The organism is Faecalitalea cylindroides (assembly GCF_028321995.1).
Lineage (GTDB): Bacteria > Bacillota_I > Bacilli_A > Erysipelotrichales > Erysipelotrichaceae > Faecalitalea > Faecalitalea cylindroides.
Window position 1 is genome coordinate 42,027 of record NZ_JAQLXG010000010.1, and the last position, 19,204, is coordinate 61,230.

The following is a 19,204-nucleotide window of genomic DNA, read 5'->3' on the forward strand; positions in this document are numbered from 1 at the left end:
ATACGACTTGATTATTCAGGTCGTATTTTTTAATATAGTTATATTCGCCGGAGGTAGTTTATGAATTATATTTCTTCGAATAAATTTAGTGATGTGAGCGTTGCGATAAGAACACAGCTTCCTTTAGAGCGCTCTACAATAACGGCATATAATATTCTGGTTTATATGTTGAAAACCAAAACAGAATTATTTAAGACAAAACAAGCTTTGATTTCAAATTTAAATGAAGCTTATGGAATGAAACTGGCTTGTGGATTGAGTTCCTATGGGGCTGATCTTATCTTGACAACACGTATTCAATATATTCGTTCGGATTGGATCGAAGAGGAAGACTATATCCATAAAGTTAAAGAAATTACAGATCAAGTATTATTTCATTCTGTATTGGATGAAGCGAGTTTTGAAGAAGCAAAATATTTATATAGAAATAAATTGACACGTATTTTAGATGATCCAGATGGTTTAGCTATATATACTTGTTTAACGACGTTAAATACAAATCATGAGATCTCCATACCTATTCAAGGAAGTCTGGATGATTTAGATCAATTAACGCTTCAAGATATCCAGAATGTGTACAGTGCATATTTAAAGGCGGATAAGCATATATTTGTTTGTGGATGTTTGGATGAAGAAATGAAAACGTATCTAGAAAGAATGGATTCTAGTTCAAAGTTAAATTCAACACGTAGTTTATTACCGATACTTGATTATCAGGAAGAAATTATCGACAAGAATATCTCACAGTCCAGCATTGCCTTGGTGTATGCAACAAGTACAGATATTCTGTCTGAAGATTATTATAAAATGTTTGTAATGAACTCTTTGTTGGGGCAAAGTCCAACAAGTCTTTTGTTCGAAGAGGTTCGTGAGAAACATAGCTTATGCTATTCCATTTCTTCTTATTTAATTCAGTTTGATGGAGCATTGATCATCACCTTGGGTACAAATAAAGAAAATATAGAAAAGGCTATTGATTTGATCAATCAGCAAATTCAAAGGATCATAGATCTTGATTTTGATCCGGAATTATTGAATACGGCTAAAAAGGATTGTATCGATTCATTGATCGTTGCTCAAGATTATCCATTCTCACAAATTGATCAAAGATTTATGGATGTTTTATTGTCAAGGGATACAGATAGAGATAAGAAAATAAAGAATATACAAAAAGTTAGTCTTGAAGATGTATCTGCAGCTGCAAAAAAATTAAAGAAAATTTCTTCAGTTATAGTAAAGGAAGTAGAATAGTATGAAGTACAATATGAATATATTGAATAAAACTTTAGATAACTCTTTGCATGTGATCTTGATTCAAAAGCCGGATTATGTTAAATCGCTTTTTATGTTAGGTGTACCAGCCGGTGGGTTTGATGTGGTCCAAAAAAATCAGGATGAAATCGTAAAACATTCCAGTGGTTGTGCTCATTTTTTAGAACATCAGATGTTTCGGTTGAATCAAAGAGATGTGACCCAGGATTTTGCCAAGATGCAGGCACAGACAAATGCTTTTACTTCATATACAGAGACTGCTTATTATTTTCAAACTACATCTGATATTGAAAAGCCTTTGGCTTTATTATTAGATTTTGTTGAGAATTTAGATATTGATCAACAAAGTGTTGAAAAGGAAAAAGGAATCATCCTTAGTGAATACAATATGTATGAACAAAATCCCGAACAAAGACTTTTGATGAATACATGGCGTGCACTTTATCATAAGCATCCTTTGAAAATTGATATTCTTGGAAACAAGGACGATATTTCAAATATGACCCCAGAAATACTGACTCAGTTCTATCAAATGAATTATGATCCGTCTAGACTTACTTTAGTAGGTGTTACAGGCAAAGATATCAATAAGATCATGGATTTTGTTATTGAGCATCAAAAAGGTGTTGCTTCTAAGATTCAGGGAGATATTGCTCGTATCATGCCAGAAGAGCCAAAAGAAGTTGTTTTAAAAGAGAGCATTGAATACATGGATATCACGATGCCATATGTTTGTGTTGCCTATAAATTAAATCCTGTGGATACGATCAAGGATGCAATGCGTTTGGATATTGCCTTGCAGATGCGAATGGACTCTTTGTTTGGTCCTTTGAACCCAGAATATCAAACCTGGATGGATGAGCAGATCATTTCACAGGTAGCGTTTGCGGAATGTGATTTTAATGTAGATCATGGCTATGTTATTTTTGTGGCTCAAACCTATAAGGTGCAGGAATTTATCGATCTTGTTGATATGCTTGTTAAAAAGATAAAAGAACCAATTGATCCATCTATCTATCATGCTTTATCAACAAAATTGATTTCACAAAATATTCGTAGTTTGGACAGTTTTGATTCATTGGCGATTGAAATGATGCGTGCGCATTTTGAAAACTACGATTATTTGAAATCTTTAGAACTGGTAAAAGAAATGGATCCAAGTGTGATTGAGGATTTGTGTTCCCATATGGATTTTTCTTATCGTTCAATTATTGAAATCTTACCAAATGAGTCTAAATCCTCTAAATAAGTTCATTCTTTGTGATTTAGAGTAAAAAAAACTTCTCTAAATAAGGGTTAAAATGAGATTTTAGAGAAGATAGGAGATTTGTTATAGAAAAATAGAATCGATAAGATACTGCTGAAGGCAGGTGATAATATGGTTTATCGACCATACCGGAGGTAGTATATGAATGTGTTTTGTATAGTAGGTCAGATTGAAAGGCTTCCTGTCTTAAAAGAAACAAGCACCGGATTGAAAACGTGTGAAGTTGAATTAAAGGTGATCCGCCCCTTTTCCAACAGTGAAGGGGAATTTGAGAACGACTATATCACGGTTGAAGTTTGGAGAGGATTAGCTGAAACAATCTGCCATGTTGCCGAAGTAGGGGCTTGGATCAGTGTTAAAGGACGTATCGCAACCAGAGTGATCCAAAAATCCGAAAAAACTTATCGATTTTATACATTTATAGCGGAAAATGTTGGTTTTATTCAAGCCTTTAAGAAGTAACGATAGGATCTTGATAAAGAGTCTGTTTTAAACAGACTTTTTATTTTAATTTTGACATACAAAAAAAGCTTGGTTTGATCCAAGCTTTCTTTGTGATTTTATTCAAGTATTAACGGTTATAGAACTCAACTACCAACAATTCATTGATTGGCTGAGCAGTGAATAATTCGTTACGTTCTGGATAACGAACATAAGTTCCTTTTTTGTTTTCTGCATCAACTTCAACGAATGCAACTCGAGTAGTAGCAGCTTCTAAAGCTTCTGCAACAACTGACATGTTTTTATCGCGTTCACGAACTTCGATAACGGTTCCAGGTTTAACCTGATAACTTGGGATATCTACTTTCTTTCCGTTAACTAAGATATGACCATGGTTCACCAGCTGACGTGCTCCACGACGAGTACGGGCAAATCCCATGCGATAAACAAGGTTATCCAAACGAGATTCTAACATTACTAACAAGTTGTCGCCAGAAGGTCCTGGACGCTTGCTAGCTTTGATATAAGTGTTGTAGAACTGTTTTTCACTTAACTGGTAAGTGTGACGGATACGTTGTTTTTCCTGCAACTGAAGACCGTAGTTAGTTAGTTTTGCACGACGTGCATTACCATGCTGTCCTGGAACATAATTACGACGAGTTAGTTCTTCACCTGTTTCAAGGATTGAGAAACCAAGACGACGTGACTTTTTCCAAGTACTTCCTGTGTTTCTTGACATAAAATTCTTTTCCTCCTATTGTTTTATGCTTCATAAAACAATAACAGTACAAATCACTATAGCTTGTGTTACAAAAGATACTTTCTTACAATCAGCTCTTTGTTTACTCGTATCGCCTAGTGGCTTGTAACGCATTTTCCATAGCTTTGTATGCTGCTATCAATTTATGCTCTAGTATCATAACAGAGCAAAAACGCAAAATCAAGAACTTGAATTAAATTTTAGTGCAAGAATGAATAAGTTTTGCTATAATAGACTCGGTATGCGGGAGGTGCACTATGGAAAGCGTTGTTAACTTTTTCAATTCAATCGTTTCAGTGGTTACATCGCACTTATCAACTGAAATGTTAATTTATATTTCTATTGCCATATTATTACTGATTTTGATTTGGATCATCACAAGAACAATTCGTTCTCGTAAGGCAAACAAACGTATCAATGATCTAGAACTGGAAGTTAATGAAATTCGCAACAATTCATTACAATATAAGTTCAATAAAGCTTCAGCTTTTGCAAGAGTCAATGATGATATAATGGAACGTGTTAAAAATTTAACTCCAAAATATAAGACATGTGTAGACAGTGTGGTTGATTGTGAAACATTGTTTACTGAAGCAGATGATTATCTAGCAGGACATAGAATTAAAAAGGCAATGCGTTCTATGGATGAATTAGAAACAGTGATTGATGAAACAAAAGAAAGAATTCGAATTGTAACTCAATCTCTGGATCATATTTTGAAAAAAGAAACGGAAGTTCGTGAACAGGCCAATGCTTTAAAAGAACGCTATGGTAATGTTAAAAAAGTTTACAATGATAATCGTTCTTCTTATTACAGTGCTGCAGAATATATTGATAATGCATTGAATGTGATTGAAGACGAATTCTCAAACTTTGAAGAATGGATGTTTGCCAGTGAGTTCAATAAGGCAAAAGAGGAACAGGAAAAAATTTCCAAGATGGTAGATGATATCAGCTCTAAGATTGCTGCCTGCCCAGGATATTATGAGAAGGCAAAAGTGGTCTTGCCACGTGCCTTAGAAGAAGTAAAGGCAACTATGAAACAGATGGAGCTTGAAAAAATTGATTTGAGCTATCTTGAACCAGAGCAAAAAATCAATGCGATTGAAAATGCATTGGAAAAAACTATATCTTTATTGGATACTGGAAATTTTGATCAGGCAAGTGATGCGCTTAATGAAATCGGAGATCATATCCTTGCTTTGCAGGATGATATCTTAAATGAGAAGCATGCATATGATGAAATTCATGGAAATCTAGAAGAAACATTAAGTGTTGTTGATCAGATTGAAGTAGAATTAAAAGAAATCGTTAATTTGTATACAAACATTAAAGATCGCTTTGGATTGGAAGATTGGACACAACGCTTCATGTTAGCGAATGAACAACTAACATCTTTAAAGAAAAAGCGTGATTCAATTGTTAATTTATTAAAGAATGATGAACAGACTAGTGTTGAATTAGTTCATCAGTATCGTGAATACACACAAGAAGTTGAAGAGTTCCATGCTCAGGTCAAAGACATGAAACAAAAACTTGTGGGAGCTTCTAGTGATGAATCAAGAGCAAAGAAACAATTGATCAAATTACAGTTGATCTTAAATGAAGTTCGTTTAAGCGCCATGACACGTCATTTACCAAGTATTTCTTCTTCTTTTAATGAAGATATTAAAGAGGGGGAACGCTTGATTTCTCGTGTACGTGTTGTACTTGAACATTCACCATTAGATGTTCAAACTTTAAATGCTGATTTACAGGATGCGATTGATTTTGTTTATCGTCTTTACAACAATGCTAATAATTTGATCGGTGTTGCAATCATGGTTGAAAATGCAATTGTATTTGGTAATAGATTCCGTTCATCTCATCCGGCAATTGACTCCGATTTAACACGTGCTGAATTGTGTTTTCAGAATGGTGAATATACTAGAGCATTAAAAATTGCGATCCAGTCAATTGAGAATATGCATCCTGGTGTTTATGAAAAACTTGTTGCCCGCAAAGATCCTGCGGTCATGAATGTGGCTCAGTAATATGATTTATTTTGACAATTCTTCAACGACCTCTGTGCGCCCAGAGGTCCTTGATGTATATACAAAACTTTTAAAAGATACATATGGAAACCCAGATAGTCTTCATGCTTTAGGGCGTAGATCACATCAATTATTAGAAAAAAGCCGTGCGAATATCGCACAGCTTTTGCATGTAAATCCTTCTGAAATTATTTTTACAGGATGTGCTAGTGAATCCAATTCTTTAGCTATCATTGGCTATGCTTTGGCAAATGAACATCGAGGCCATCATATTCTTACTAGCAATGTGGAGCATGCAAGTGTCGCACATTCAATGGAGTTTTTGAAGCGCTTTGGTTTTGAAATTGAGGAGTTGAAGATTAACGAGCAGGGAATCGTTACACCTGAAACCGTTAAAAATCACATGCGTAAAGATACAATTCTGGTATCGATCATGCATGTAAATAATGAAGTTGGATCAATCAACCCAATCAAAGAGATTGAAAAGATCGTACACTTAAATCCTATTTGTGCATTTCATGTGGATTGTGTTCAAAGTTTTTCGAAGATTGATGTTCCTTTTGAAATTTTGGATATGGCTACGATTTCTGCGCACAAGATCCATGGATTAAAAGGTAGCGCTTTATTGATGAAGAAAAATAAGATTCAATTGGTACCTTTGATTCAAGGTGGCCAGCAGGAACAAGGGTTACGTGGCGGTACTGAAAATGCTCCAGCTAATATTGTCTTGGCAAAAACAATTCGCTTAGCACTAGAAGAACAGGAAGCTGGATATAAACATGTTAAAGAAATCAATGAATACATTCGAAAAGAAATCATGAAGATTCCTAATACACAAATCAATTCGCCAGATGATGCGATTCCTTATATACTAAATATTTCATTGGATATGATTACAAGTGAAGTATTGTTAAATGCTTTAGATCAAAAAGGAATCTGTGTCTCGGCTAAAAGTACATGTTCATCGCATTCAAGCAATGCCAGCAGTGTTTTATTAGCTATGAACAAGTCTCAAAAGAGTGCTACCCATATGATTCGCTTATCTTTTGATAAGAACAACACATTAGAAGAAGCAAAACAGTTTATCAAAGCATGTAAGGAGATAGTAAAAGAATATGGATTATCGTTATGATCATATCTTGATTCGTTATGGCGAGTTAAGTTTAAAAGGAAAAAATCGAAACAGTTTTATCAAACAGTTAATGGTTAATGTAAAAAAAGCATTAAAGTCTTTTGAAACTCTAGAATTTGAACGCCAGCATGATCGTATGTATATTTACCTTCATGATGAAAATGCCGAACAAGTAAGTGAAGTATTAAAAAAGGTATTTGGTATTTCTTCTTTCTCACTTGCGATCAAAACAAAACCAGATATGGATGAAATCATTCAGGCTTGTCTTGATTCGCAGGATTTAGATGCTTGCAAAACTTTTAAAGTAGCAGCTAGAAGAAGTGATAAAACTTTCCCAATTATTTCAGATCAAATGAATCGTTTGGTCGCAACAGCAATTTTAAAGAATAGCAATTGGAAAGTGGATGTACATAATCCAGATGTTAAAGTTGTTGTAGAAGTTCATAAAGATGCTGCCTATATTATGACAGACCGTATTGAAGGGGCTGGAGGATATCCGGTTGGTGTAGGCGGAAAGGCAATGGTTTTATTAAGTGGAGGTATTGATTCTCCTGTTGCAAGTTATTTGATGATGAAACGTGGGACGCATATCGAATGCATTCATTATGCTTCTCCACCATATACATCACAAAATGCACAGGATAAAGTCATGGAACTTGCTCAGCAGATTTGTGGATATCAGGGCGATCTGCTAGTTCATGTTGTACCTTTTACCAATCTCCAGCTGGCAATCTATCAACATGCAGATGAGAGTTATGCGATTACATTGATGCGTAGAATGATGATGCGTATCGCAACAGGACTGGCTGAAAAACGTCATGCTCAGGCAATCGCAACCGGAGAATCTATTGGTCAGGTAGCCAGCCAAACACTTGAGAGCATGCAGGCAATCAACGAAGTAACGAGCACACCAATTATTCGTCCTGTTGTATGTATGGATAAGGTAGAAATTATTGATCTTGCGAAAAAAATAGGAACATATGAAACATCAATTTTACCTTATGAAGATTGTTGTACTATCTTTACACCAAAAAATCCTGTTACAAAGCCAAAGATTGATCGTTGTAAAAAATATGAAGATCGTTTTGATTTTGAAACCATGGTCAATGACTGTATTGAAAATGTTGAATCTATTTGGATCCATCCTAAAAAAGAAGATAAGACAGAGGAAGAACTCTTCTAATCTTCTTTTTTTCTTTTATTTTTTTCTTTCTTATTGTAGAATATTCGGGTAATGAGGCCGTGGTGGAATAGGCAGACACGCTACTTTGAGGGGGTAGTGGGGTATCCCGTGTGAGTTCAAGTCTCATCGGCCTCACCATTATTGAATAAAGAACATTTAAGAATATTAGTGTAAATTATTATTAAAGCTCAAATATGTATTGAAGTATTTGGGCTTTTTTATATACGAATTTATTATATATAATGGAATTTTAAATTAGAGGCATTACAAAATGTGTTCTATAGATAAATATAATTATTCTTGAATGGTATTATTCTTTAATTTGTATATTTTCATTTTCTCTAATATCTAAGATATATGTTACTAATGCGGAAACTATAAAAGCAATGATTGCACCGATGATGGCATAAATAAGATTTAAGGTGCTGCCTCCGACGAAACTTAAAAGCGCCAAAAAACTAGCAACCGGTAAAAAGTTATATACTTGTAATCCAACGATGGATGCGAATAAACCAGCAACAAATCCACCGCACATCATTCCTATAAAAGGTCGTTTGTATTTTACACCAATTCCATATAATCCAGGTTCTGTAACACCTCCAATCATTTGTGCAATAATATATGAGACAGCTAAAGATTTTTCTTTTTTTTCTTTCAGTCTAAGTAAAGTTCCAAAACACATTCCTCCTACAGTAAATGCAGCTAACAAAACCGATGGAGCAATCATTGTTTCAACACCTTCTTGCGCTAATATCATGAATATTGTTGTAATGAAAAGCCAATGCATGCCGGCCATGACAATATATTCCCAAAAAGCAGCAATTAAGGCTGTACAAAGAATTGTAGCCAATCCACCCAAATTTCCTAACGTAATTAAACTGTAGTTTATATATTCTCCTATAATGGAACCTAGGGGACCTAAAACGCATAGAGCTATTGGTAAAATCAAGGCAATTGATAAAGTGGGAGAGAAAATAGCCGATAAAGATTGAGGAATATATTTATTAAAGAATTTTTCAATGTACGAGAATACAAAAACAGATAATAAGATGGGAATAATTGTTGAAGAATAATTTTGCACATGACAAGGGATTCCATAGACATTAAAATTCGTTTTGTTTTCGGCCATTTGTACAAAAGTTGGATGCAGCATGATGGCGCCGATAAACATTCCAAGAATGACATTACAATTAAAATGTTTCGCTGCCGTATATCCAATCATGATCGGAAAAAAATAAAATCCAGCATCTCCGGTAAAAGTTAATAAAATGTATAAAGCGTCTTTATCGGATACCCAGTGTAACATATCAGGGCCTAAAATAGCTGCAAGTGTTTTAAACATTGAGGCAGCAATTAACATAGGAATTAATGGCATTAAACAAGAAGAGAGTACATCTAAGAAAATAGAAACTCCGTGTTTACATTTATTGATCATAAGCAATATCTCCTTACTGAAAGTATAGCAGAGTATTTTTGTTTTTAACAAGATATATCTTTTAATATTTGTATATACTTTAAAATTTTTTTTGAAACAAAGATAATACCAAAATTTTTGTTTGAAAATTTATTGTTAGATAAAAATCAAGGGTATAATAGAATTAAATACTAATGTATTAAAAACTTCATGAGGTGATTAAAATGCCAATAACTCATACTCAATTAACTATATTTTTCTCTGTTTTGATTGTAATAATTATATTTTTTTGTCAAGTATTCATAAAACAAAAGAAAAGACGAATTATTGTTATTTTGTGTGCAATCTTAACTTTTATATGTTTTGACATGGCTCTTGCTCGCTTTGATAATCCTCCAGTTCAAGCAACAATAAGTGCGAATAGTCTAATCTTTAAAAAAGATGAAATTATTCGATTTAACGATATTAAAAGTATTAAATATTTTGAAGATGTAGAACTCGATTTATCTGCAAATGGATATAGATGGGATAATGGTATTTATTATTCTGGTGATGCAGCTTTTAATATCACAGATGACGATACGACTCTTTTATCCGTGCCGAAATGTAGAGCTTATATAACTTATGTCGTTAAGAATTATATTTATGTTTATACGGATAAAGAGAATGAAAAATTTATTTTTAATTTGGAAACAGAAGAAGCAACAAAACAATTCTATGATAAAATAAGATCATCTATAAATCAGATTGATTAATTATTCTGTACGTAAATGATAAATCTTTATAAATGTTGTTGGAGGAAATATGAAAAAGGCTTATTTAATACCATGTATTATTTTTGGACTAGGTATAGGTATTGCACTTATTTGCATTTTCTATTTTACTTCATTGCAAACGATTCAAATTGAATATGGTAACGATGAAATTGTGATTAAAGAAGAAGGATACAATTTAGAAGAGGTAATACAATTAGATGAAGTAAAAGAAATAGAATATATTGAAAATGATGTTTTATTATACGATTCTACTAAAGTTAGAGGACCAATAAAACCACATAAAAAAATACCTAGAAGCCAAATTATGAAGGAAAATGTAGCATCTTCAAGAGGTGTTGATACTAGAGAATTTGCAGCAGGAGAAGGGTATAGTGAGTTGTTTGGCAATTGCAAAGTATATATATTTTGGAATCAATGTTCATATATTGCAATCAAGACAAAAGATTCATATATTTTATTAAATAAAAAAGGCGATGAACAGACCTATGAATTTTACTCACAATTGATGGAAGATTTGGAATAGATGGTCAATGATTAAATATTGATGTCTATGTGTTTAAGATAAAATGATTGTTCGCAAATAAAAAATTCGAAAATATAAAAGATGGATATCTAGTCAATTTTGATATCCATCTTTTTAATAGATTAAATCATGAAATATAAGATTGCGATTAAATGACAAATCGATGCAAGAACAATAAAAATGTGCCAGGTAAAGTGAAACATATATTTTTGTGGTTTGGAATAAAAGAACACACCAATCGTATAAAGAACACCTCCTGCAATAATAAGTCCTAAGAAGATTGGTGAACTTTTTTGAATCAATACAGGAATTACAAAAATCGCAAGCCATCCCATAACCATATAAATGACCATTGATAAAATTGGATGACTGTTCTTTGCAATTGATTTTAATAAAATACCAAATAAAACCATGATCCATTCAATGACAAGGATTATAATTCCAGTAAAATCATCCATTAAAGTTAAGCAAATAGGTGTATATGTTCCGGCAATCGCAAGAAGGATCATAATGTGATCGAGTTTTCTAAACACATATTTATGCATACTTTCATGTTTCATAGCATGATACAGGCATGAAACCATGAACATGAAGATAAGGCAAATAAAGTAAATTGCGATTCCAGTTGCGAATTTTGGACCACCTTTTAGATATGCGTATATAGAATAATATGGCAAGGTAAACAACAATAATAGACCCATTACACCATGACTGATTGAGTTACCAACTTCTTCAGAAAAGCGTAATGGATATGTGTATTTCATACTTTTACTTTTTTTCATAGGTATACTATAGGCTTAATTGTTAACTTTTTCAACTATTAAAAAAAAGATTTGATTATCAAACGATGACATATTAAAACTATTTTTTTGTTGCATCTCTTGCGATGATTTATTTTTATATAGCGTTATTATATAATAATATTGAATGATGGTGAGATAATTCTATGGAATGGTTATTTACATTAATTATGAATATATCTCTAGGATCAATTTTAATTGTATGTGGATACTTAATTTGGAAAAAACAAAAGATTTCTTTAATTCGTAGGTACCATTATAAAAGAGTAAAAGATCAAGATAGAAAAATATATTGTGCAGAAATAGGTGTGGCACTGATAATCGTTGGCCTAAGTTTCATTTTTATGTGGTTAATCAATTACTTTACAAATGTATCATATGGCATTCTTGTTCTAGCTGTTGGTTTCGTTATAGGAATGTTTCTCTTTGTACATGCAGAGATAAAATTTAACCGAGATAAATTTTAGTATGCAACCGTCTATAAAAGGTTGATTTTATTTACTATATAATGAAATCTATCTAACAGGGTTCATTATTTATTTGTTGTAAAAAATTTAGAGCTAATTTTGAAGGGAGGAATATTCATGAAACAACAGCATCGTACTTTATATTTAATTCTTGTTCTTGTTTTTGCCTTAGCTTTGCCATTATTTGATATTTTAGAATATATACAACTTCGACAAATGCAAACATCATATCAACTTGGGTATTTGTTATGGGTAAATCGACCGTTTGTAATGCCGTTCTGTTCTTTGTGTTTAGGATGGTCTTTAATTCGATTTCTAGGACTTCAAAAAACGAGTTTTAAAATATTCATAGTATTTGTAGTGTTATTGATCTCATATACAATTTTTATGATGCCTTGGTGCATGATTCCTTTACTTCAATGGACTCTTCCATGGCCAACATACGTAAATATAATTTCAATAATCATTTCTGAGATTGATTTTTTACCAGCTTATTTTGTTATAATAGGAATAGGTTTGGCATATTTTCGAAAAGGGAAAACAGATAAAAGTCTTTCTACAGAGCAAACAGATGAATGACTGAGTTTTAAGATATATGTTTAAATTAGAAGAAGGATTGAAATTCTTCTTCTTTTCTTTTGAACTTTGTTGATAAAGTTTAGAAGAGTGTTAATTTTTGTGGCTACATATTCTAAAAAAGAGGGTTTCTTGCTATAATGTTTAGTGGTTTAGAATGAGGTGAATCCATGTTTTTAAAAAGAATCGAACTTCAAGGATTCAAGAGTTTTGCCGATAAGACGATCATTCAATTTGAAAATGATATTACTGGTATCGTTGGACCAAATGGTTGTGGTAAGAGCAATGTTAACGATGCGATACGATGGGTACTTGGTGAACAAAGTGTTAAATCACTTCGTTCAGGTAGCTCAATGGCAGATATTATTTTCTCTGGTAGTGAATATCGTAAACCTGTAAATATGGCGAAAGTTACTCTTGTGTTTGATAATTCTACAAAAGTATTTGATTCTCCATTTGAGGAAATTGAAATAACTCGTCAATTACAGCGTTCTACCAATGAGGCTAGTTATTTTATCAATAAAACACCGTGCCGTTTAAAAGATATAACAGATCTGGTAATGGATACAGGATTGGGAAGAGATTCATTGAGTATCATCACACAGGGGAATATCTCTTCTTTTGCGGATGCCAAACCAGAAGATAGACGTTTATTATTTGAAGAGGCAGCGGGTGTATCTAAGTATAAAAAGCGTAAGAAAATTTCTTTAAATAAATTAAATCAAACAAAAGAGAATTTAGATCGTTTACAAGATATCTTAGATGAATTAGAAAGACAATTAACGCCATTATCAAGACAAGCTAAGAAAGCTGAAAAATTTCTTAAATTAAGAGAAGAACTTTCTAAAATAGAAATTAGTGTTCTTGCGGAAGAAATTGAATCTTTAAATTCACAAATAGAAAAATTACAGAAATCTTTGTTTGAAAACAAAACGATCTATACTTCAAAAGAAGCATCTTTATCTAAACAAGATCTGGATATCATGGATCTAAGAAAAGAGATGTATGCTTTAGATAAACAAATCAATGAGCTTCAAGGCGAATATACAAAAGCTATGGAAGAAAGTTACCAGTTGGAAAAACGGAAGGTCGAACTGGATGAAAAACGTAAATATGCGATGTCTATGGCAGATAATGCTAAACGAAAAGAACAGTTAAAAACATTAGTAGATGAAGCTCGCTTTGAGTATTTTGATCGTAAAGCTCGTTTTGATAAACAAAAGGCTGAATTAGAACTTCATACTAAGAGCATGAATGATTTAAAATCAAAAACACAAAGAGCAGAGTATGAATTTCGACAGGCTAATGATGTATATCAACAGTTGTTAAATCAAAAACAAATCTTGGAAAATCTTGCCAAACAGCCATTCCAGCATCAAGCTGGTGTACGAGCCATTATGAGTGCCAGACGTTCTTTATCTGGGATCGAAGGGGTTATCAGTGAATTGCTGAAGGCGCATAATAATATGGCAAATGCGATCAATGCGGCTTTAGGCGGTAGTGTTTATAATATTGTCACAATAGATGAAAGATCTGCACGAGAAGCCATTCGCTTTCTTAAGAAAAATCGTAGTGGGCGTGCAACGTTCTTACCAATGACTGTATGTAAACCTCGTTTTGCTTCAAATAATCAACAACTCATTGCTTCAAATTGTAATGGATTTATCGATTGGGCATGCAATTTAGTAGACTGCGATGAAAAATATGGGGATCTAAGAGATCGTCTGTTGGGAAATGTATTGGTAATTGATACATTGGAAAATGCCAACGAAGCTGCCAAAATGTTAAATTATCAAATTAAAGTCGTAACTTTAGATGGCGATATTGTTCATACGGGTGGTAGTATGACAGGTGGTATTACCAAAAATCAGACGACTCCAATGACCATTCGTTCTCAAATTGAATCGATTCAGTCTCAAATTGATGGTCAGAAATTAAAGGTAGATACTTTAAAAGAGGAAATGCGTGTATTAAATACTCGCCTTGATGATGAAACGGATACATGTGTCCATTTACAAATTGAACAAGCTAAATTAGAAAATATATTGGCTACAAAAAAACAAAAGTATGATGACTATGCAGCTGAACTGAATCAGTTAGGTGTAGAATTAGATGAGTCTAAAGAATTTGTTGAAGATGAAATTGTCGTTTTGATGTCTAAGATGCATGCACGTATTGATGAAATTACATCAAATATGCAATCTCTTCGTCAAAAACGTTTTAATAAGGGCAATCAGGTCGAAGAAATGGAAAATCAAGTGCGTTTGACAAGACGTGAAATGAGTTCTTTACAAAGCGAGATTCATCAAGATGAATTAAAGCTTACTCAACAACAAACGTATTTAGAAAACGCATTGATGCGTTTAAATACTGATTATCAAATGACCTATGAAAATGCGAAATCGCAAAAAGAAGATATCGATATTGAACAGGCCAAAGAAAGAGTTTTATTCTTACGTCAGGAAATTAATAAATTAGGAAATGTTAACCTTGATGCACCAAAAGAATATGAAGAAATCAAGGAACGCTTTGATTTCATGACAAGTCAAAAAGAAGATTTGGAAAAAGCCAGTGAACAGATCTTAGCGGCTATTGATGAAATGGATCAAACAATGATCACGCAATTCAAAGATATGTTTGATAAGATCAATGCAGAACTGGATGGAATCTTTAAATCTATGTTTGGTGGAGGTAAGGCAAAACTTTCCATGGTGGATCCAGATGATATCTTGAATACTGGTATTGATATTGATGTCCAGCCACCAGGCAAGCTTGTTAAAAACATTCAGGCGTTCTCGGGTGGAGAAAAAGCTTTGATCGCAATCAGTGTCTTGTTTGCGATATTAAAGGCAAGAACAATACCATTGTGTATTTTCGATGAGGTGGAAGCGGCATTAGACCAGGCTAATGTTGAACGATTTGCGAAGTATTTATCACATTATCGTGGTCAGTCTCAATTTATTGTGGTAACACATAGGCCAGGAACTATGGAACAATGTGATACTTTGTATGGTGTAACCATGCAAAAAGATGGTGTATCTAAACTGTTGCGTGTACAATTGAAAGATGCGATCCATTATACAGACAAGGAGGCAGAACAATAATGGCTTTCTTTCAGAAGATTAAAGAAGCATTTATTAAAAATGAAGATAAAGACAAATATTTGAGTGGGCTTGATCGTTCAAAGAAAAGCTTTGGTGATAGATTAAGAGCTCTATCTAATAATTTTCATGGAATCAATGATGAATTATTAGAAGAAATCATGGTGATACTATTGGAAAGCGATGTTGGTATTCATACTGCTCAAAAAATCGTAGATGCGTTTGAATCCAATGCCAAAGATTTGAAGAACTATGATTCAATGGAGGATTATTTGATTAGTATTCTTTATGATTTTTATGATGAAGAACAGGATGCGCCAATCAATTATAACGAAGATGGTCCTACAGTTATCTTAATGGTTGGTGTTAATGGATCAGGGAAAACAACAACTTCGGCTAAATTGATCCGTCACTATCTTCAACAACAAAAATCAGTAGCTGTGGTGGCTGCCGATACTTTTAGGGCTGGCGCTATTGATCAAATTGATACATGGGCAAATCGATTAGGCGTTCCATGTATTAAAGGAAAACCAAATCAAGATCCAAGCAGTGTGATCGTGGATGGTTGTCGTTATGCCAAGGAACATAACGTTGATATCTTGATTTGTGATACAGCCGGTCGTTTACAAAATAAGACAAACTTAATGAATGAACTTTCTAAGATGCGTCGTGTCGTTTCAAAAGAAATTGAAGGTGGACCTCATGAAGTATGGCTTGTTCTTGATGCGACAACTGGACAGAATGGTATTTCACAGGCAAAAATCTTTTTAGAGGCTACAGATGTAAGTGGAATCGTCCTGACCAAAATGGATGGTACCGCAAAGGGTGGAGTAGTCTTGGCTATTCGAGATTTGTTACATTTACCAGTTCGCTTCTTGGGTTTAGGTGAAAAACCGGAAGATCTAAAAAGTTTTGATATCAATGCTTTCTTGATGGGAATCACGAAAGGTATGGATTCGGATGAATAAAGTTTATTATAATGAACTTTATGATATATATGGCTCTTTACTGACAAAACGTCAACAGGAGATCCTTCAATTGTATTTTCAGGAAGACTTCTCCTATGCAGAAATCAGCGAAGAACTTTCTATTTCTCGTGCTGCCGTATTGGATGCGGTACATAAAGGATGCAATGCGTTACAGAAATATGAAGACTGTATCCATTACATCGAACATCGAAATCAAGTTTTTGAATTAATTAAGGATGATTCGATCCTTTTGGAAAAAATACAGGAGATATTATAGGAGGAAAAAAGAAAATGTCTATTGTAATGAGTGTTAATGCAGGAAGTTCATCTTTGAAGTTCCAGGTCTTCAAGATGCCAGAAGAAGAAGTCTTGGCACAGGGAAACGTTGAGCGAATCGGTTTAAAAGATTCAATCTTTGGAATGAAAGTAAATGGAGAAAAGTTTGAGACTGTACAGGATATTGAGGATCATGCACAAGCCGTAGAACATTTGATCAATGCTTTGATCGAACACAAGGTCGTAAACAGTTTGGATGATATCAAAGCCATCGGACATCGTATGGTTCATGCTGGTGAGTATTATGCTAAATCTGTACCAGCAAGTCAGGATGTTGTAGATAAGATAGAAGAATGCAGCGAATTAGCTCCACTGCACAACCCAGCTGGTCTAACAGGATATTTTTCATTTAAGAAAGCTTTGCCAAACTGTTCACATACTTTTGTGTTTGATACAGCTTTCCATCAAAGCATGCCTGAAGAAAACTACATCTATCCGATTCCATACGAATATTATACAAAAGACAAAATTCGTCGTTATGGTATGCACGGAACAAGTCACATGTATCTAACATATCGATTGGCTGAAATCTTAAACAAACCTGTTGAAGAAATGAATATTATCACTTGCCATCTAGGTAATGGTGCCAGCATTACAGCTGTTAAGAATGGTAAATCATTTAAAACATCTATGGGATTTACACCTTTATCAGGAATCATGATGGGAACTCGCAGTGGAGACATCGATCCAGCTATCGTTATCTATCTTCAGAAAAAATATGGTTATACACCAGATGAAGTAGATAACATCTTGAATAAAAAATCAGGTATGTTAGGAATTAGCGGTATTTCCAGCGATGGACGTGATGTTGAAAAAGCAGCAGATGAAGGAAATGAAAGAGCCATTCTTACTCAGAAAATGTATGTTTCAAGAATCGTTGAAACTGTAAGTGGATATTATGGATTAATGGGTGGCGCTGATGCTATCGTATTTGCTGGTGGTATCGGAGAAAATGATTGGAAAATGCGCCAAAAGATTTGCGATGGTTTAAAAGTTTTTGGTGTAGATGTTCCTGTTGAATTAAATGAAGGCATTCGTGGAAAAGAAGCAAAACTATCTAGTGATGCCAGCAAGATGCAAGTATGGTTGATTCCTACAAATGAAGAATTAATGATTGCACGTGATGCTTATAAGGACTTGGTAAACAATGCCTAATTGGCTAATCGATTTAATTGAACAACATTCAACCATCGTATTATTTCGCCATGTGTTTCCAGATATGGATGCTCTGGGTTCTCAATTAGGATTTTCTTTATGGCTAAAGAATCGTTATCCTCAAAAACAGATATATTGTTTAGGTCAGAACAATTCTCTGTCGGATAAACTAGGGTTTCAAATGGATGAAGTGACGGAAGATGTTTTAAAAGGTTCTTTAGGAATTATTTTAGATACATCCAATGCATCTCGTGTAGATGATCAAAGATTTACTCTTTGTAAACAAACATGCCGAATCGATCATCATGTTCAAGTTGAATCATTCTGTGATCAAGAATGGATCGATGATCATGCAAGTGCAACATGTGAGATGTTAGCTTTATATTTTGATCATATTCAAGCTTCTCTGCCAAAGAAGAGTGCCCAGTTGATTTATGAAGGGCTAATTGCGGATAATATTCGTTTTACGATCTCAACGGTCAGAGAACAAACCTATGATGCTGCTAAGTATCTTTATTCACAAGGTGTGGATGTGATCGAAGCAGAAAGAGTTAACTTTAATAGCTCTTTATTAGATTATCAATATGAAACTCTTGTTCGTAAACAGGCAACTGTTTCAAATAAGTTTATGTATGCGATCATTGATCAAAAAGAATATGAAGAAGCAGGACTTACTTTTTCTCAAGCTAAAGAGAAAGTATATGTTCTAAGTGGCATTGATGAAATTGAAATTTGGGCCTTATTTACACAAATGGAAGATGGCATTCACTATAGTGCTTCTTTACGTTCAAGAACGATTCCAATTCGTGATGTCGCTGTGGAATATCATGGTGGTGGTCATGAATGCGCCAGTGGTATCAAAAATCTAACACTGGATCAAGTTCATGAAATTATTGATATATTATCAAAGCGAAGCTAGTCTTCGCTTTTCTTTTGACCAATTTTTCCATTTCAACAACCGTTTAGGAAATGCTAACAAATTTATTTAATTAATATGGTT

At 33.7% G+C, this 19,204-nt stretch carries 18 protein-coding genes and 1 tRNA gene; 16 read left to right on the forward strand and 3 right to left on the reverse strand.

Annotated elements, in window-relative coordinates:
• The first annotated feature begins 60 nt into the window (after positions 1 to 60).
• The 3 genes from PND65_RS06570 (at position 61) to PND65_RS06580 (ending at position 3,001) form a co-directional block, all read left to right on the forward strand.
• The gene (locus tag PND65_RS06570; RefSeq protein ID WP_271991013.1) at positions 61 to 1,251 is read left to right on the forward strand and encodes a M16 family metallopeptidase; all 1,191 of its coding nucleotides are present in this window, start codon (positions 61 to 63) and stop codon (positions 1,249 to 1,251) included.
• A 1-nt stretch (position 1,252) separates the two neighbouring features.
• On the forward strand, positions 1,253 to 2,521 hold the full coding sequence (gene yfmH, locus PND65_RS06575) for an EF-P 5-aminopentanol modification-associated protein YfmH (protein ID WP_271991010.1): 1,269 nt from the start codon (positions 1,253 to 1,255) through the stop codon (positions 2,519 to 2,521).
• A 159-nt stretch (positions 2,522 to 2,680) separates the two neighbouring features.
• The gene (locus PND65_RS06580) at positions 2,681 to 3,001 is read left to right on the forward strand and encodes a single-stranded DNA-binding protein (protein WP_022356469.1); all 321 of its coding nucleotides are present in this window, start codon (positions 2,681 to 2,683) and stop codon (positions 2,999 to 3,001) included.
• Between the two features lie 109 nt (positions 3,002 to 3,110).
• On the opposite strand, the gene rpsD is transcribed toward PND65_RS06580, so the two are convergent.
• Positions 3,111 to 3,719: a 30S ribosomal protein S4 gene (gene rpsD, locus PND65_RS06585; protein ID WP_087319110.1), complete on the reverse strand. Its 609-nt coding sequence runs from the start codon at positions 3,717 to 3,719 to the stop codon at positions 3,111 to 3,113.
• Positions 3,720 to 3,997: 278 nt separating this feature from the next.
• On the opposite strand from rpsD, the gene PND65_RS06590 reads away from it, so the two are divergent.
• From PND65_RS06590 to PND65_RS06605, 4 genes are all read left to right on the forward strand, one after another.
• A complete protein-coding gene (locus PND65_RS06590; RefSeq protein WP_271991007.1) occupies positions 3,998 to 5,773 on the forward strand; it encodes a septation ring formation regulator EzrA in 1,776 nt (591 codons plus the stop codon).
• 1 nt (position 5,774) lies between these two features.
• On the forward strand, positions 5,775 to 6,905 hold the full coding sequence (locus PND65_RS06595) for a cysteine desulfurase family protein (RefSeq protein ID WP_271991004.1): 1,131 nt from the start codon (positions 5,775 to 5,777) through the stop codon (positions 6,903 to 6,905).
• Complete coding sequence (gene thiI / locus PND65_RS06600) at positions 6,889 to 8,088, forward strand: tRNA uracil 4-sulfurtransferase ThiI (RefSeq protein WP_022356472.1); 1,200 nt, start codon at positions 6,889 to 6,891, stop codon at positions 8,086 to 8,088. Before PND65_RS06595 ends, thiI begins: the two co-directional genes overlap by 17 nt.
• 53 nt (positions 8,089 to 8,141) lie before the next feature.
• A tRNA-Leu gene (locus tag PND65_RS06605) sits at positions 8,142 to 8,226 on the forward strand.
• 172 nt (positions 8,227 to 8,398) lie between these two features.
• Here the strand turns inward: PND65_RS06605 and PND65_RS06610 are convergent.
• Complete coding sequence (locus PND65_RS06610; RefSeq protein ID WP_271991001.1) at positions 8,399 to 9,523, reverse strand: PTS transporter subunit EIIC; 1,125 nt, start codon at positions 9,521 to 9,523, stop codon at positions 8,399 to 8,401.
• Between the two features lie 203 nt (positions 9,524 to 9,726).
• Here PND65_RS06610 and PND65_RS06615 point away from each other — a divergent pair, with 203 nt between their 5' ends.
• Together PND65_RS06615 and PND65_RS06620 are read left to right on the forward strand one after the other, a co-directional pair.
• Positions 9,727 to 10,257 carry a hypothetical protein gene (locus PND65_RS06615; protein ID WP_271990999.1) on the forward strand — a complete coding sequence of 177 codons (531 nt, stop codon included), beginning with the start codon at positions 9,727 to 9,729 and terminating at the stop codon, positions 10,255 to 10,257.
• A 49-nt stretch (positions 10,258 to 10,306) separates the two neighbouring features.
• The gene (locus PND65_RS06620; RefSeq protein ID WP_022356475.1) at positions 10,307 to 10,801 is read left to right on the forward strand and encodes a hypothetical protein; all 495 of its coding nucleotides are present in this window, start codon (positions 10,307 to 10,309) and stop codon (positions 10,799 to 10,801) included.
• Positions 10,802 to 10,923: 122 nt separating this feature from the next.
• On the opposite strand, the gene trhA is transcribed toward PND65_RS06620, so the two are convergent.
• Positions 10,924 to 11,565 (reverse strand): PAQR family membrane homeostasis protein TrhA, encoded by a 642-nt coding sequence (gene trhA, locus PND65_RS06625; protein ID WP_015536041.1) that lies wholly within the window; start codon positions 11,563 to 11,565, stop codon positions 10,924 to 10,926.
• Between the two features lie 182 nt (positions 11,566 to 11,747).
• Between trhA and PND65_RS06630 the strand changes: the two genes are divergently transcribed.
• The 7 genes from PND65_RS06630 to PND65_RS06660 all read left to right on the forward strand — a co-directional run bounded on the left by PND65_RS06630 (position 11,748) and on the right by PND65_RS06660 (position 19,123).
• Positions 11,748 to 12,068 carry a DUF3784 domain-containing protein gene (locus PND65_RS06630; RefSeq protein ID WP_271990997.1) on the forward strand — a complete coding sequence of 107 codons (321 nt, stop codon included), beginning with the start codon at positions 11,748 to 11,750 and terminating at the stop codon, positions 12,066 to 12,068.
• A gap of 117 nt (positions 12,069 to 12,185) precedes the next feature.
• A complete protein-coding gene (locus PND65_RS06635; RefSeq protein WP_271990995.1) occupies positions 12,186 to 12,647 on the forward strand; it encodes a hypothetical protein in 462 nt (153 codons plus the stop codon).
• Positions 12,648 to 12,814: 167 nt separating this feature from the next.
• Positions 12,815 to 15,748, forward strand: a complete 2,934-nt coding sequence (locus PND65_RS06640) for an AAA family ATPase (protein ID WP_271990992.1) — start codon at positions 12,815 to 12,817, stop codon at positions 15,746 to 15,748.
• Positions 15,748 to 16,713, forward strand: a complete 966-nt coding sequence (gene ftsY / locus PND65_RS06645) for a signal recognition particle-docking protein FtsY (RefSeq protein WP_022356479.1) — start codon at positions 15,748 to 15,750, stop codon at positions 16,711 to 16,713. Before PND65_RS06640 ends, ftsY begins: the two co-directional genes overlap by 1 nt.
• Positions 16,706 to 16,990 (forward strand): sigma factor-like helix-turn-helix DNA-binding protein, encoded by a 285-nt coding sequence (locus tag PND65_RS06650; RefSeq protein WP_015536038.1) that lies wholly within the window; start codon positions 16,706 to 16,708, stop codon positions 16,988 to 16,990. Before ftsY ends, PND65_RS06650 begins: the two co-directional genes overlap by 8 nt.
• 14 nt (positions 16,991 to 17,004) lie before the next feature.
• Positions 17,005 to 18,204, forward strand: a complete 1,200-nt coding sequence (locus tag PND65_RS06655) for an acetate/propionate family kinase (RefSeq protein ID WP_035401798.1) — start codon at positions 17,005 to 17,007, stop codon at positions 18,202 to 18,204.
• A complete protein-coding gene (locus PND65_RS06660; protein ID WP_271990990.1) occupies positions 18,197 to 19,123 on the forward strand; it encodes a DHH family phosphoesterase in 927 nt (308 codons plus the stop codon). Before PND65_RS06655 ends, PND65_RS06660 begins: the two co-directional genes overlap by 8 nt.
• Positions 19,124 to 19,204: the final 81 nt, after the last annotated feature.